The 15,641-nt window shown below is 50.8% G+C and carries 14 protein-coding genes and 1 other RNA gene; 11 read left to right on the top strand and 4 right to left on the bottom strand.

Features of this window, described 5'->3' with window-relative positions:
- The first annotated feature begins 5 nt into the window (after positions 1-5).
- Genes OEZ43_15975 through kdsB form a run of 10 tightly spaced genes read left to right on the top strand, consistent with a single transcriptional unit; the run spans position 6 to position 10,215 of the window.
- Positions 6-1,253 (top strand): lipoprotein-releasing ABC transporter permease subunit, encoded by a 1,248-nt coding sequence (locus OEZ43_15975; protein MDH5547086.1) that lies wholly within the window; start codon positions 6-8, stop codon positions 1,251-1,253.
- Positions 1,246-1,935, top strand: a complete 690-nt coding sequence (gene lolD / locus OEZ43_15970; GenBank protein ID MDH5547085.1) for a lipoprotein-releasing ABC transporter ATP-binding protein LolD — start codon at positions 1,246-1,248, stop codon at positions 1,933-1,935. The genes OEZ43_15975 and lolD overlap by 8 nt, the downstream gene beginning before the upstream one ends.
- A 60-nt stretch (positions 1,936-1,995) precedes the next feature.
- Positions 1,996-4,290 carry a DNA internalization-related competence protein ComEC/Rec2 gene (locus OEZ43_15965; protein ID MDH5547084.1) on the top strand — a complete coding sequence of 765 codons (2,295 nt, stop codon included), beginning with the start codon at positions 1,996-1,998 and terminating at the stop codon, positions 4,288-4,290.
- Positions 4,291-4,303: 13 nt separating this feature from the next.
- Positions 4,304-4,939, top strand: a complete 636-nt coding sequence (locus tag OEZ43_15960) for a MotA/TolQ/ExbB proton channel family protein (protein MDH5547083.1) — start codon at positions 4,304-4,306, stop codon at positions 4,937-4,939.
- Complete coding sequence (locus OEZ43_15955; GenBank protein MDH5547082.1) at positions 4,936-5,352, top strand: biopolymer transporter ExbD; 417 nt, start codon at positions 4,936-4,938, stop codon at positions 5,350-5,352. Before OEZ43_15960 ends, OEZ43_15955 begins: the two co-directional genes overlap by 4 nt.
- A 47-nt stretch (positions 5,353-5,399) precedes the next feature.
- Entirely contained in the window at positions 5,400-7,172 is a 1,773-nt protein-coding gene (gene msbA / locus OEZ43_15950) for a lipid A export permease/ATP-binding protein MsbA (GenBank protein ID MDH5547081.1), read from the top strand.
- Entirely contained in the window at positions 7,147-8,265 is a 1,119-nt protein-coding gene (locus OEZ43_15945) for a hypothetical protein (GenBank protein MDH5547080.1), read from the top strand. Before msbA ends, OEZ43_15945 begins: the two co-directional genes overlap by 26 nt.
- The gene (gene lpxK, locus OEZ43_15940) at positions 8,262-9,293 is read left to right on the top strand and encodes a tetraacyldisaccharide 4'-kinase (protein MDH5547079.1); all 1,032 of its coding nucleotides are present in this window, start codon (positions 8,262-8,264) and stop codon (positions 9,291-9,293) included. The genes OEZ43_15945 and lpxK overlap by 4 nt, the downstream gene beginning before the upstream one ends.
- The gene (locus OEZ43_15935; GenBank protein MDH5547078.1) at positions 9,266-9,445 is read left to right on the top strand and encodes a Trm112 family protein; all 180 of its coding nucleotides are present in this window, start codon (positions 9,266-9,268) and stop codon (positions 9,443-9,445) included. The genes lpxK and OEZ43_15935 overlap by 28 nt, the downstream gene beginning before the upstream one ends.
- A gap of 2 nt (positions 9,446-9,447) precedes the next feature.
- Positions 9,448-10,215: a 3-deoxy-manno-octulosonate cytidylyltransferase gene (gene kdsB / locus OEZ43_15930; GenBank protein ID MDH5547077.1), complete on the top strand. Its 768-nt coding sequence runs from the start codon at positions 9,448-9,450 to the stop codon at positions 10,213-10,215.
- A gap of 12 nt (positions 10,216-10,227) precedes the next feature.
- On the opposite strand, the gene OEZ43_15925 is transcribed toward kdsB, so the two are convergent.
- Together OEZ43_15925 and OEZ43_15920 are read right to left on the bottom strand one after the other, a co-directional pair.
- Entirely contained in the window at positions 10,228-11,262 is a 1,035-nt protein-coding gene (locus tag OEZ43_15925) for a porin (GenBank protein ID MDH5547076.1), read from the bottom strand.
- An 88-nt stretch (positions 11,263-11,350) separates the two neighbouring features.
- Entirely contained in the window at positions 11,351-12,556 is a 1,206-nt protein-coding gene (locus OEZ43_15920; GenBank protein ID MDH5547075.1) for a DUF5610 domain-containing protein, read from the bottom strand.
- 285 nt (positions 12,557-12,841) lie between these two features.
- Here OEZ43_15920 and OEZ43_15915 point away from each other — a divergent pair, with 285 nt between their 5' ends.
- Positions 12,842-13,210, top strand: coding sequence for a response regulator (locus OEZ43_15915; GenBank protein MDH5547074.1), 369 nt, complete (start codon positions 12,842-12,844; stop codon positions 13,208-13,210).
- Between the two features lie 338 nt (positions 13,211-13,548).
- On the opposite strand, the gene ssrA is transcribed toward OEZ43_15915, so the two are convergent.
- Positions 13,549-13,907, bottom strand: a transfer-messenger RNA (tmRNA) gene (gene ssrA, locus OEZ43_15910).
- 46 nt (positions 13,908-13,953) lie between these two features.
- Positions 13,954-15,531: a methyl-accepting chemotaxis protein gene (locus OEZ43_15905; protein MDH5547073.1), complete on the bottom strand. Its 1,578-nt coding sequence runs from the start codon at positions 15,529-15,531 to the stop codon at positions 13,954-13,956.
- Positions 15,532-15,641 lie beyond the last annotated feature (110 nt).

Below are 15,641 nucleotides of genomic sequence, written 5' to 3'. Positions count from 1 at the left end.
GGCCCATGTTTAGACCTATCGAACTTTTTGTCGGACTCCGATATACCCGCGCCAAGCGCCGGAATCACTTCATATCCTTTATCAGCCTGATGTCTATGTTAGGTGTTGCTATCGGCGTGATGGCCTTGATTGTGGTCATTTCCGTCATGAATGGCTTTGAAAAGGAATTGCGTGAACGTATTCTCGGCATGACCTCTCACGCCACCGTCAAGGGTGATCAGGGGCGTTTGCGCGACTGGCGTCTGGTTTCGCTATCAGCTTTGAAACACCCGGAAGTGGTCGGCGTTGCGCCATTTATACAGGCCGAAGGTATGTTGTCCTATGGCCAGCAGGTCAATGGCACCATTATCCGTGGCATTATTCCCGAGGAGGAGAGCAAGGTCTCTGACGTCGGCAACAAAATGGTACTCGGCGATATGAGTAGCTTGAAAAGCGGCGAGTTCGGCATCGTATTGGGCAAAGACCTGGCGCGCAATCTCGGCGTGGTTATGCAGGAGAAGGTAACTTTAATTATTCCCCAGGCCTCGGTAACACCTGCAGGTGTATTACCTCGTATGCGCCGTTTTACCGTGGTTGGCATATTCGAAGCCGGCATGTATGAATATGACAGCGCCATGGCCATGATTCATATGGAAGACGCGGCGCGTCTGTTTCGTCTCGAAGACGACGTGAGCGGTGTCAGGCTCAAACTCGAAGACATGTTTCGTTCTATGGTTGTCGCCAGAGATCTGCTCGGCGATTTGCCTGGTGAGTATTGGGTGAGCGACTGGACCGGCGAACACGCCAACTTTTTCCGCGCGGTGAAAATGGAAAAAGTGACTATGTTTATTATTCTGACCCTGATCGTCGGCGTGGCGGCGTTCAATCTCGTGGCGACCCTGGTAATGACTGTGGTCGATAAAGAATCGGATATCGCGATACTGCGTACCCTGGGTTCTTCACCGATGAGTATTATGGGTATGTTTGTGGTGCAAGGTACGGTGATTGGCGTTATTGGAACGCTCTTGGGTGCGCTCGGTGGCGTATCCCTGGCGGCAAATATCGAAACGCTTGTACCCATGATCGAACAGGCGCTTGGTATGGAGTTCCTGTCCGCAGAGGTGTATTACATTAACGATCTGCCTTCGGATATGCGTTGGGGGCAGGTATTCGGCATTTGCAGCGTGGCACTAGTCATGTGCTTGTTGGCCACTCTCTATCCCGCATGGCGCGCCTCGCGTGTCCAACCGGCGGAGGCATTGCGTTATGAGTGATCCAGTCATCGTCTGCCAGGGATTATCCAAGACCTTCGACGATGGTCATCTACGTGTCGAGGTGTTACGCAATATTGATTTGTCCGTCGCTTCGGGAGAGCGTGTAGCTATCATCGGCGCTTCAGGTTCGGGCAAAAGTACCTTGTTACATCTGCTCGGCGGTCTGGATACGCCCAGTGCCGGCGAGGTGGATATTCTTGGCAACAAGATCTCCACCATGAACGAGACCAAACGCGGTCAGTTCCGCAATGCCAACATGGGTTTTATCTATCAGTTCCATCATTTGTTGCCAGAGTTCACCGCCATGGAGAACGTCGCGATGCCTCTGCTGATTGGCGGTGCGAGTGTAATAGATGCCAGAGATGCGGCGACGAACATACTTGAAAGAGTAGGCTTGGGTGAACGAGTAAACCATAAACCGGGTGAGTTGTCCGGCGGTGAGCGGCAGCGTGCAGCGATAGCGCGTGCACTGGTGACCAAGCCGCGTTGCGTGTTGGCCGATGAACCGACGGGCAATCTGGATTACAAAACGGCGGACAAGGTGTACGCCATGATGCTGGAATTGAACAAAGAGCTGGAAACCAGTTTTCTCGTCGTGACTCATGATCCGAATCTGGCCAAGCGTATGGATAGAGTGTTATCGCTCGAGCAGGGCGTGTTAACCGCAACAGATTCGATTTAGTTTTACTTTGTAATAAAACAACACGCCTCCCAATGGGGCGGTGATAAAAAGAAAAATAAAATGATCATAAAAACCATGTTGTTTACAGCAGGGATGTTTGCCGCCTTTCAACAGGCTGAGCTTGTTGACCTCGTCTGGTGTTTGTTTCTACCGATATTCAGTCTGCTCGTTTTTTCCCGTAATCGAATGGTGACCTGGCTGGCGGCAGTGTGCGCCGGTTTCCTCTATGTGAATTTCTATGCGCATAGTTTTGGGCCTGCGGCTCTGGATGAATCCTGGCTACGAAAAGAAGTGCTGTTAATAGGGACGGTTGCAGATTTACCACAATACAAGGACAAGTCGGTTCGGTTTGTTTTCGATATCGAGGCGGCATACGTTGAGTCACATAAAGTGCAATTGCCACCAAGGGTGCGGCTGAGTTGGTATGGTGCTTACGATCCGCCAAAAGTAGGAGAGAAGTGGCAGCTCATGGTGCGATTGAAACCGCCACATGGATTTGCCAATCCGGGTGGGTTTGACTTCGAACGTTATCTATATGAGCAAGGCATAGGCGCAACCGGGTACGTGCGCAAATCTTCCGAAAACAAATTTCTCGCACCTGCGACTTCAATCGTGCAGCCGATACGTGAATGGTTGAGAGAGCGTATCGACGATGCTTTGGTGGATGCGCCGATGAGGGGATTTATCAAAGCACTGGTAATCGGTGATCGTGGAGAGCTAAGCCAGGACGACTGGCGCATACTCAATAATACCGGCACTAATCACCTGATGGCGATTTCTGGTTTGCACATCGGTTTGGTGGCGGGGCTGGTGTTGTGGATAGTTGCCCGCTGCTGGCGACTCAGTGCGCGCGCCTGTCTGTGGTTCCCGGCAACCAAAGTAGCGGTGTTCTTCGCCTTTCTCTCTGCTTTGGTGTATGCAGCATTAGCCGGCTTTACCGTGCCCACGCAACGGGCGATGTTGATGTTTGGCGTGCTTGCGGTGAGTCTGCTGATGGGTTTTCAGTGGCGGCCACTGCAAATTTTAACCAGTGCATGGGTGTTGGTCATGCTATACGACCCCTTTGCCTTGTTGTCTGCAGGCACGTGGTTGTCGTTTCTGGCGGTGATGGCCATTTTATATGCGTTGCAATTACGCCGTCGCGATCGCGCGTTGTATCAATGGGGCAGGGTGCAGTGGATAATTACGATTGCGCTGGTACCGGTGTTGTTGTGGTACTTCCAACGCCTGTCGTTAATTTCACCCCTGGCGAATGTGCTGGCAGTGCCGTGGATGAGTTTCATCGTTGTGCCACTGGCCTTGCTCGGCGCGTTATTTTCTGGCTTGCCTGATGTGGCGACGCTGGTGTGGCAAGGTAGCGCAACGGCAATGCAGACACTTTGGTGGTTACTACAGCGCATGGCTGATCTGCCCCTGGCTGCCTACCAGTCTTTTGCGCCTGGCTGGTGGGCGACGGTGCTGGCAGTTCTGGGGGTAGTGTGTTTGATCTTGCCCCGTGGTGTAATGTTTCGCAGTATCGGCATCATTTTTTTAATACCGGCCTTGGCGGTAAAACCTCAGGCATTGAACGAAGGCGAAGTCGTCATAGATGTGCTCGACGTGGGGCAAGGTCTGGCAGTTGTCGCTCGTACGCGGGATCATGTTTTGCTTTACGATACCGGGCCTCGATTCTCCGAAGATTTTAATGCGGGAGACGCAGTGATACTGCCGTTTCTGCGTGAACACGGAGTGGAACAGATTGATACCCTGGTACTCAGTCATGGCGACAGTGACCATGCGGGTGGGCTGGACGCCGTGTTTGCGCAGATGCCAGTCACAACATTCTACAACGGCGCCTCTCGACAAATAACGCGTGAGGGCCAAAAGCCGTGTCGCGCGGGTACGCACTGGCAAGTGAACCAGGTGAGATTTTCATTGGTCTATCCAGAGAATACGCTGCAGGAATTGAGTGACAACAATGGTTCCTGCGTATTGCAAATTCACGCGGGGGAACACGCTATACTCATTCCTGGTGATATAGAAAAGAAAGCGGAACGATTTTTGTTAGAATCACTGGGTTTGGGCCTGCGGTCCGATGTGCTGCTCATTCCGCATCACGGTAGCAAGACATCATCGACACCCACGTTTATCGAACAGGTGTCGCCTGGTATCGCTATAAATGCGGCGGGATATGCCAATCGCTATCGTTTGCCCAATGCAAAAGTGATGCGTCGCTATACTGAACGAAACATGGCGCTGTGGAATACGGCGCAACATGGTGCCATCCGCTTGACGCTTAGCGAGTCCGGGATTGACGGTCCGCACAGCTGGCGTAGGCAAAAACGCCGCTTCTGGCAACATCGAATGACGAACTGAGGGTTTTCTGTATATGTTTGAATTGGTCAAGTCCGGTGGCCTGATGATGATACCCATCATCCTGTGTTCGATTGTGGCACTGGCGGTGTTTGTCGAGCGTGTGTGGACATTACAGCGCAGCCGTGTCGCGCCGAAACACATGGTGGCGCAGATTTATCACCTGTATAAACGCCGTCAGCTCGACAATAATGCGATGGCCGCCTTGCGCAACAGTTCCTATCTTGGTCAAATCCTCGCCGCGGGTGTTGCGAATGTGAATAAGCAACGGGAAGTCATGAAAGAAAGCATAGAGGAAACCGGGCGCCACGTGGTGCACGAAATGGAAAAATACCTCAATATGCTCGGCACGATCGCATCGATTTCGCCTTTGTTGGGATTGCTAGGTACTGTCATCGGCATGATTAAGGTTTTTACCGTGATTACTGCACAAGGCGTGGGCAATCCCAGCGTGTTGGCGGGTGGTATTTCGGAAGCTTTGATCACTACGGCAGCGGGTTTAACCGTGGCCATCCCCAGTTTAATGGGCTATCGCTTTTTACGTCGTCACATCGACGATCTGGTGGTCATGATGGAACAAGAGGCGATCAAGCTGGTAGAGATTATTCATGGCCAGCGCAGCAGCGAGAATCTTGAGGAGAAGCCGGCATGAATTTTCGTTCCAAGAATGTTGAAGAGCCAGATCTGAATATCACTCCGTTAATCGACATAGTTTTTCTGTTGTTGATTTTCTTTATGGTGTCCACGACATTTAAACAGGAATTTGAAGTCAGCATAGAATTGCCCAAGGCCTCGACCGATGCAAAACTGGTGGAAAAGGTATTGAATATCGGCATAGACGAAAAGGGACAATTCTTTATCAATCAACAAAAGGTCATCAACACCCAGGCCTCACACCTCAGGCGTGCTTTGGAAAAAGTCGCTGGTAATGATCGCCAACTACCTGTTATTATCAGCGCCGACGCGGCCACACCGCACCAGGCTGTGATTACCGCGATGGATGTAGCGCGCCAACTGGGCTTTACAAAGCTGACCTTCGCCACACAGCAGTTGTCCAACGAATAAGCGGCTAGTGCCGGACCGATGTTCGGGACGCCTGAAACACTGCTTCGATGTCAAAACAAACACTCGATCTCTCCAATGGAAGTGCCATCTATGGTCATCTTCTTACCTATGTAAAACCGTATTGGAAGGCCTTTGCCGTGGCGATGTTCGGCATGGTTTTCGTTGCAGGTACCGAGACTGGCTTTGCTGCCTTGATGAAGCCTCTTCTCGACGGTTCTTTCGTCGAGCGTGATCCAACGACAATGTATCTAATCCCAACGGCGATAATCGCGATCTTCATCGTCCGGGGAATAGGTTCGTTTGCCACGGAATATTGCATGGCGTGGGTCGGGCGATATGTTATCCGCGATTTGCGCCGTGAGATGTATGATCACTTTCTGTATCTGCCAACGCGTTTCTTTGATTCTCAGTCATCGGGTAAATTGCTTTCCAAGCTCATCTACGACGCCGAACAGGTGGCGTCTGCTTCGAGTAATGCCATCAAGGTAATCATACAAGATAGTCTGACGCTATTAGGTTTGTTGGGCTGGATGTTTTATCTCAACTGGAAACTGACCCTGATTTTTATTACCGTCGGGCCAATTACCAGTGTGATAGTTGTCCGCGTTAATAAGCGCATGCGACGAATCAGTAGTACGATACAAAATTCCGTCGCAGAGCTTAATCACATTGCTCAGGAAAGTATCGACGCCAATCGGGAAGTCAAAATATTTGGTGGTCAGGAATACGAGCGTGAAGAATTTCATAAAGCCAATGAACATAACCGCCAACAAAATATAAAAGTTGTCAGCACCAATAGTATGGCGGTGCCCTTTATACAATTGCTGGTCGCTTTTTTTCTGGCAGGTATCGTCTATTATGCGACGCGACCGTCAGTAGTCGAAGAGATCACCGTTGGTAGTTTTATGTCGTTTATCGCCGCCGCAATATTGTTGCTTTCACCGTTAAAGCGATTGACCACGGTTAACGCGACATTGCAACGAGGTATTGCCGCCGCGGCTAGCATCTTTGGATTTTTGCAACAAAAATGCGAGGCAGACAGCGGGACGCTATGTTTACCGCAAACACGAGGCGAAGTGGAATTCAGAGACCTCAGTTTTCGCTATAACGACGACAAAGGCGATGTGTTACATAATATTTCTCTGCGCGTAAAGGTCGGTGAAAGCATTGCGCTTGTAGGACGCTCTGGCAGCGGTAAAACAACCTTAGTGAGCCTGATTCCACGATTCTACGACGCGCCTGAGGGGACGATATTTCTCGACGACATTGATATACGTCAACTCAAACTCAGTGAGCTGCGCCAGCATATCGCGCTGGTCAGCCAGAACATCACCTTGTTCAACGATACGATTGCACACAATATCGCTTATGGACGCCTATCCGATGTTACGGAAGAGAAAATTGTCGCTGCCGCCAAAGCCGCTCACGCCATGGAATTTATCGAACGTCTGCCTGATGGCGTCAATACGATAGTAGGCGAACGTGGCGTGTTGTTGTCCGGAGGTCAGCGTCAGCGACTGGCAATTGCGCGCGCTATTTTGAAGAATGCGCCAATACTGATATTGGATGAAGCCACCTCTGCGCTGGATACCGAGTCTGAACGCTTTATCCAGGCTGCGCTGGAAGAATTAATGAAGGGTCGCACCACTTTTGTTATTGCCCACCGCCTGTCCACTATCGAGAACGTGGACACCATTGTCGTTATGGATCAGGGGCGCATCGTTGAACGGGGCACCCATGCGGAGTTGCTTGCGAAAGACGGATATTACGCCACATTGCATCGTTTGCAATTCAATGAAAACGCTGACCCCGTCCTATAGCGCAGCGCGTCTACCCGTACTCCTTCAGAATCTTAGAGATCGAATGGGCGGCGAAAGTCGTCGCGCCAATGCGCGCCTGGGTTATATCACTGCCCCTGTTGGTCAGGGAAAACTGGTTTGGATAAAAGCCGGCAGTGATGCTTATTCGGTAAGACTTGGTGCCGAGTTACTTGCGGCACTGCGCGAACGGCGGCGAGATATACGCCTGGTGCTGACCTACGAACAGGAATACCCCGACATACTGCAAACTGCCCTGCGTGGTGTCGATAAAATGGGTTTCGGTTTTGGTCCATGCGATCAAACTCGCGTTGTAAAACGGGTGTTGTCTCGTCTGCAGCCTCTCGGTGTTATTCACATTGAGCGCTCTCCCGGTCAAAACCTCGCTGCTGCTCTGGCTGAAAATAATACAAAAAGTGTCGTATTCCCCCCGCAGATTGAACAGGATTGCGCTGTTGATGATGTGCCGGTTGATATGCGCACCTTGTGGGTGGAAACCCAGCTTGAACCCACGCTAGGTGGCTTGATACGTCAGGATTCCCAAGCCGCGCTGTTCTGGTGGCATGGCCGGGAAAAGACCTCGGTACGCGCCTTGCTACAATTGTGGCGTGACAGCGACATTGGCGCATCCTCGTATCTATTTGTTTCTGGTAAAAATTATGAGGATATCACCGAAGGAACAGACATTTTTTCCGCGGCAGTGCCTGTCTATCGCCTGAGTCTGTGGGAGCGTCAGCCTCTGCCCCCTGGGGCCGCAATCGTGGTCGATGATGCACGCTGGCGAGCCGCTGTGGCGGTTGCGGCTGATGGTATACACCTCCAGGCAGGTGATCCGCTAGATGTCTGGCAATGTCTGGCCAGCGGCACGCCGTGTTCACGCAGCGGCACATTTGTGCTCCCCAAGAGCGCCGAAACAGGCATAAAATTACAAGAATTTGAAAATGCGGTCGATGTAATTGAGAGCTGGCAAAATCTTGCGACGCAGCCGTTCGAGGCGCGACAGCAAGGTGACCGGTTACGAAGGCAATTCTGGTCTGCGCGCAGATCAGCTGCCGCGGCGCTGGAAGTACTTTTACAACAGGTATATGACTGGTGAGTAACTCCGTAGAACAATATTGGTATCGAACACCTGAACGGGTACCGTTCTGGTTGAAGATATTGTCGCGGGTTTTTCGCGTGCTGGCCTTTATTCGTCGCGTCGGTTTTCTTTTATTCTTTTTTCGCGTCTACCGGCCAAAAATACCCGTTATTGTCGTAGGTAATATCAATGTGGGTGGCACGGGCAAGACGCCGTTTACCGCATGGCTAGTCAAACGTCTGAAAAAGGCCGGGTTAAAGCCGGGTATTGTCAGTCGTGGTTATGGCGGGCAGGCCAGTCATTGGCCGCAACAGGTTCGACCCGATAGTGATCCGACGATGGTAGGTGATGAAGCCGTGTTACTGGCCCGTCACTGCGAATGTCCGATGGCGGTAGCGCCAGAACGGGTGACCGCAATCAAAGAACTAATTCGCTATAACGATATCGATGTCATCATTTCCGATGATGGTATGCAGCACTACGCCATGGGTAGAGACCTGGAAATTGCCATCATCGACGGGGAGCGCCGTTTTGGTAATGGATATTGTCTCCCCGCCGGTCCATTACGTGAGCCTGTGTCGCGACTGGAGCGAGTCGATTATTGCGTGACCAATGGCGGCAAGGCCAAGGATCGGGAATACGCCATGCAGCTTGTCGTCACCGAAGTCATCAACGTGGCCAATCCCAATAAGAAGATCAGTCTCGACACGCTGCGAGGCAAATCGGTACACGCGGTGGCCGGGATAGGGAATCCTCAACGGTTTTTTGATCAGGTAAAGACACACGGTCTGAATTTGCAGGAACATGCCTTCGAAGACCATCACCGTTTTGTCGCCAGTGATTTTAATTTTGTTAAATCCGACGATGTGGTACTCATGACCGAGAAAGATGCGGTAAAATGCGAGCGTTTTGCCGGCCCCAACTTCTGGTTTGTGCGCGTACGCGCCGAAGTCAGCAATGAGTTGAGCAAGCAGATTATTTCTCAGGTTGAAAAGAAATTGAGTGCAAGGAAACATCGATGGACAGCAAGTTACTCGACATCTTAGTATGTCCGCTCTGCAAGAGCCCTCTCGTCTACAAGAAAGACGAAAAAGAACTCATCTGTAAGGCCGATCGTCTTGCATTCCCCATCAAAGATGACATCCCCGTAATGCTGGAGGAAGAGGCGCGTAATTTGGCGCCTGAAGAGGAAGTCTAGCCGTGGGGTTTCGCGTCGTTATCCCGTCCCGCTATGGCTCTTCACGTCTGCCAGGCAAACCCCTTCGCGATATCGCAGGCAAGCCGCTTATACAGCATGTCTTCGAATGCGCCATGCGTAGTGATGCCGAGCAGGTCATTGTCGCCACCGATGATCAGCGTATTGCGGATGTGGCTACCGGTTTCGGCGCCGAAGTCTGTATGACTTCGCCTGACCACCCCAGTGGTACGGATCGCCTGGCGGAAGTGACTACCAAACTTGGCTGCGCAGATGGTGAGGTAATCGTGAATCTGCAGGGTGACGAACCCTTGATGCCGCCAGAAGTCATTAACCAGGTTGCCACGAATCTATTGCAAAGACCCGATGCCGCGATGGCGACGGTATGTAAACGCATTAAAACCACGCGTATGTTGTTCGATCCCCATGTATGCAAGGTTGTGTTCGACAAGAATGGCTATGCGCTGTATTTCAGTCGCGCGGCGATACCATGGGACCGTGAGCGTTTTCCTCTGGACGAGCCATTACCGGAGTTCTACACCCATTACGCACACATTGGTCTGTATGCCTATCATTGTGGTTTTCTCAAAGACTTCGTGACATGGCCGGTGTGTCATCTGGAAGAGACCGAGTCACTTGAACAGCTGCGCGCCCTGTATAACGGACGCAAGATACATGTGGAAGAAGCCAAGGCCGTACCCGGCCCTGGCGTCGATACAGAAAACGATCTAAAGGAAGTTGCTGCTATTTTGGCCGGCGTTCATCAGGAGTAGCTCAGTCCCATTTTATTCAAACCGGTAGTTGATGCCGGCGGATACCCCGTACATATTTATGCCCGGCTCGTCGGGGCTATAGTGATCGCCATGTTCGCCAGCACCCAAACCGTATTGGGCATTTGCGCCATTAATCGTCGTGGCGTAAATAAGGTACATTTGCAGGCTCTTGGAGAAGGACTGCGAGATACCCGCACTGATACTGACCGCATCAGTTATGTCGCTGTTCTGATAGTCCGACGCATAATAGCCCTGGAGTCGGAAGCTGGTATCGAGAATCGTATACGAGGCCCCACCGCCAATAGATCGGCGGTCGAATGCATCGTGTACCGGTGATTTCATGTAATCAATCAAACCGTTCAGCTTGAATCCACCTGCAGTGATGCCGCCGATAAATCGAGCACTGTCGTGCCGGATATCGGTCCGCATCTGCCGTTCCGCACCCATGCCGAAAAAGAAGAATTCATGTTGGTATAGAAGGCTGCTACTGACGAGATACTGACTATCGGAGGTAGGGTCATCATCGTTACCGACTGAGCCCATAAACGAAATCGTGGTGTTATAAACCGTCGGAAAGACAAACATGGCGCAGTTTCGTGCGCGTACATCGGACTCCAGTCCCATGCCATATCCCAGGATGTTGCGACGATCACCGATAGTTTCCGGCCAGAAGTCGATTCGTTCACCCAGTTGTTTAACCGGGGTGTCGTGGTATCCGGCGATGAGCGTGCCGTAGGCGTGTTCCAGCCCCACGTAGCGGTTTCTCGCCACCAGCCAGTCACGTTCGCCAGCGATATCCACATTGCTCTCCAGAACCCACATGGCCTTGAATCCGTAATTCAATTCGTGCTCACCCTTGAGTCCGAGGGTGGTGGCGTTTGATGAAAGGGTAGTGTCAGCATAGCCTGCGCTATCACCCTGATAGCGTTCGAGATCGATATATTCTGCTGATAAATGAATTTGTCCGTAGACATCGATAGCCGCCTGGGCGGGATGCGCCAACAAGCCAAACGCGAACAGGCCGCTGGGTATAATAATTTTCCGCATGGTCAATCCTGAGCTAAAACGATAAAGCGAATTGCGCTCGATTATACGTGGAAAATCGTTCGGTGTCCCCGTTACATAGGGAAGTCGATTAGAAGGGCAGACCTTGGAAAAACCGTTCGGTGAAACTGCTCAGAGGCTGCTGAGTGTGTTGTTCGAGTTTGTCCAGGGCCGGGTAATTGCGCGAGTCCATCACAGATAGGGCATCGAACAATTGTTTGGCATCCAGTCTGGCCTGTGCAAGCAGGGCGGATGATCGGTGTACCAGACCGTTCAGCTCCTTCATTACCCCGGACAGGGGCGAAAATAGTTGTTCGGCCTGTTTCGGAGCGTAGCCATGGCCTCGAGTGTTCTCTTTCAAGCCATCGATCGTGGCATAGGCCTGTGTTGCGCTAGAGGTTTGCTGGTGAGAAAGCTGTAATGAAAATGCAGCGATTTCAGTTGTGTCATAACCGATGTCCAGTGCGTGATGTAAAGCCACCTGCGAGTCACCGTTAAAGAATGTGCTCGATGTCGTATGAATATCACGTACAAGATTTTCAATCGCTGTCATTTCCTCTTCGTCGAGTGAACCTTCGACGGTGTATTGAAGATTGTTCTGTGAGGAAAACGCAGTTCTCGATTCATGGATACTGAGACCTTGTTGTTGCAATTCACTTGTTGATTGCTCATAGGCAAGGTCACGTTGGATGTTGATGGTTACGGTGTCTCCATCCTTGGTTTGAATCTGTAGTGAAAGCGATTTCTGCTCGGCGTAACTTTGACTGCTGAGGCCAAACTCGAGTGCAGTGGAAACAGCTGGCGCGGAGTCAAATGAAAAATTGTTCAAACCCTGATTAATCAGGTCATAGGTTTTTTCGGCGTTGTCCTGAATTTCGTCTTGATAGATGCCCAGATTTTTAAGTACGTCAACGGCTTCGTTAAAACCGTTTTCGACGCCGATCTTTGCCTGCGCGAGCAGAGCGTCTTTATCGGCGCCATTATTAGCGCTCCTTTCAGCGATGGCCTTTCCCACGAAATTTAAAATTCGTTCAGCTATGGCTTCGGGCGAGAACGCTTCCGGATCGAGTTCGAATATGGGTACGCTGGTAGGCGTAATCAATGAATTTTGTGCGGCATCTTCCAGGCGCTGTCTAAGAATCGCCTGTGCGCTATGTTGAAAATTCAGTCCTCTATTGTCGAGTTTGGCTTCGACAGCTTTTTCCAGCCACTTTTGATGGTCGACAGAGGGATTTTTAAACTTAGTCAGCTTATTACTGCCAAGGCCCGGAGAAAACTGCATTAATGGATCAAACATAAGCACCACACATAAAAATGGTCACTGTTACCCACTATATCGGCCGCTTTAGGAAAAATATTGCTTAAAAGTTGGCAAAACGTTTAATTATTTTAGACCGTGTTTTGTTTCGTTTTGTAACATCTTTGCCGATGACTCAATGTGGCAGTTTGCGGCACCGATAACCATACTGTTGTCCGACGTTGGTTTTGGAAGTTGTTAGGCTTCCTAGCTCAAGCCCTTATCGGAAAATGATTTACTTGTTTTCAGGTGTTACCTATAAAAGTGCAGGAAAGGTCCGAAAAAATGCGAGTCCTGATAGTCGACGACGATATCTTGTGTGCGGAAATTACCGCTTCCATTGTACTGCATTGTGGCTACGAAGCGACGATCAACGACAATGGGGCAGCGGCCTTACGTACGATTCAGTCCAACCCCTCAGGTTTTGGCCTGGTGATTATGGATTTGTTACTTGGTGATGGCAATGGATTGGCCGTGGCAAAGCAAATTCGCGAAGTCAGTTCAAAAGTGGGATTTCTGTTCGTCACCGGTTACGACTTGAATGAACACCAGGATATGAAAAAAGAAATCGAAAAAATCGGTAAGGCTTTGCAAAAGCCTGTGCATAGAGATGTATTGAAAGCTGAAATTGATAATGTCGCGAAAGCGGCGTAAAAAATCTAGTGGTTGTTCTACCTGTTTGCCTTTATAGCAAGCACTCCCTCCTCAAACGCCATTCTTAATTGTTTTTGTAATACCGAATATTTTCCGTTTCGTGGCGTTAAGCGGATGTAGTCACGAATGATGGTTTTATTTTTTTTGTCCAGCGGTAGGGAAGATATTCGGCACATAGAATCGCTTCGCGCTTCATTATGCGTACCCTATCAAAAAACAAAAAAGATAAAGTGCATCTTTTTCGTTTTTTGATCAGGGCAAACCCGGAACGTGGATTCTCATCCACACCGTCTCCACCAAACAAAAAAGGGCTGCCTAGTCGGCAGCCCTTTGTCGTTTGGTGGAGACGGCGGGAATCGAACCCGCGTCCGTAAGTCCTCCGCCTTTGGCTCTACATGCTTATCCTGCAAATTAATTTAGCTGAAGGCTACCCCACAGGCAGGGAAGACCAGCAGCGAGTCTAGTTAAGTTTTAGCGAATCCAGCCCAGACATCTTTCATCGCGATCCTGTAAGAGTCGACCCCGGTTGACTGAGTGTACAGGCACACATCAGGCCGAGGGCACTAAGCTGGTTATTAAGCAGCTAGAGCGTAGTTGTCGTCGTTGGCAACTATAAGTTTTGCAGTGGATTTACGAGGAACCGCACCTCGGCATGCACCTCAGGTTTCACTACCCACGTCGAAGCCATGTCGTCCCCTGAAGCAAAAAGGTAGACAAGTATACGCGACATAGGTTCCAGGCGTCTAATTATCGATTTGTTTGATCATATCGCTGAGACGGCCGGCCATGGTTTTAACACGGGTGCTGGCCTCAGAGGCGAGTTTGGCGCTGTGGGACACCTGGATAACCGATGCGTTGATGTTCTGTATGCTGTTGCTGATTTCTTTCGCCACGCTATTTTGCTGTTCTGCAGAAGCGGCGACGCTGGAGTTCATTTCGCTGATACGGTTGGTAGAGTCAGAGACTTTGGCTATATGGTCTGCGGTCTCAGTGACGTTATGCACGCTACTGTCCAAGGCCATTAGCGCATCGCTCATGGTGTCGACCGCGCCGTTTGCTGAATGTTGCAGGGTCTCGATCATCGCGCGAATTTCCTGGGTCGATTGCGTGGTTCGACTGGCCAGCGAGCGCACTTCATCGGCCACCACTGCGAATCCGCGTCCGCTTTCTCCTGCTCGCGCTGCTTCAATAGCGGCGTTGAGCGCCAGCAGATTGGTTTGGTCCGCGATCTCGTTAATAACATTCACAATCGTGCTGATCTGGTTGGCATCCTCTTTAAGGTGGTTGATGGTGCTGGAGGCCTCGCGGATTTCTGTCTCCAAGGTGGTGATTATGCTGATGGTTCTTGTGACCGCGATGTTGATTTCATCGGTTTCGAGTTTGGTTTTATTTGCTGCCATTGCAGCCTCTTGAATATTTGCCGCTACCAGGCTGATGCTATGTGACATTTGCTCGATAGCCGATGCGATCTGCGTGATTTCATCACTGGCGTCATTGAGTCCGAGGCTAGCGAGTTGCGAAGTGTTCGACATATTGACAGCAACGTCATTGAGATCTTGCCCTGAATCTTCCGCACGGCCGAGTAGGGTGCGCAGCTTCGCCTTTTGCATGAGTAGGGCGCTGTAAATCTGCCCTAATTCATCGTCATACCCAGTCATGGCATGGCGAAAGATCTGATTGTCGACGATCTCGCGGGACTCTCTCGCCACGCTTTTCAGCGTTCTGAGTACCAGGCGTGTACCTAAAACGCTGAGTGCGACGGACAGAGCAAAGCCGAGCATTAACGGAAATATCGACTGCGACAGATAGCTAAAATAGCCAGCGACACCGCACAGGGAGAGCGCGCTGGTATATATGGAAAAGAACTTGGTCGACAGGGACAGGCTGCGCCAGCCGAATCCGGGGAGTTTCTTCCGTCGCTGGACATACCGGTATAGTTTCTCTGCGCGTTTAACGTCTTGTTCGCGCGGGGCTACCCGTACGGATTGGTAGCCAACGTGAACGCCATCTTCATAGTTCGGGCAGACAAAGGCTTCGACCCAATAATTGTCGCCATTTTTACAACGATTATTGATAACACCTAGCCATGGTTTGTTCTGTTTCAGGTTTACCCAGAGGTCTTCAAAGGCCTCTGGTGGCATTTCCGGGTGGCGCACGATATTGTGGCTTTTCCCGTATAGCTCCTCGCGCGTGAAACCACTGATTTCAACGAATTGTTCATTGACATAGCGAATGATCCCCTTCTCATCGGTGATGGAGATGATGACGCAATCTTCCGGGATAGGGACTCGTTTGCCAGTAATTGGCAGGTTAATCTTCATACGCCAAAAGTGTCTCTATAGCCTTGGTTTCATCAATGTTTCTTGCCAGTATCTTTCTGCGCGCGTGCGCCTGACAGCCGGACAGAGTTCGGCTTTCATAAGCATATCGG

The sequence above is a fragment of the Gammaproteobacteria bacterium genome (assembly GCA_029881255.1).
Taxonomy (GTDB): Bacteria; Pseudomonadota; Gammaproteobacteria; order S012-40; family S012-40; genus JAOUMY01.
The sequence above is the reverse complement of the archived record's forward strand: the minus strand, read 5'-3'. Positions and strand labels throughout refer to the sequence as shown.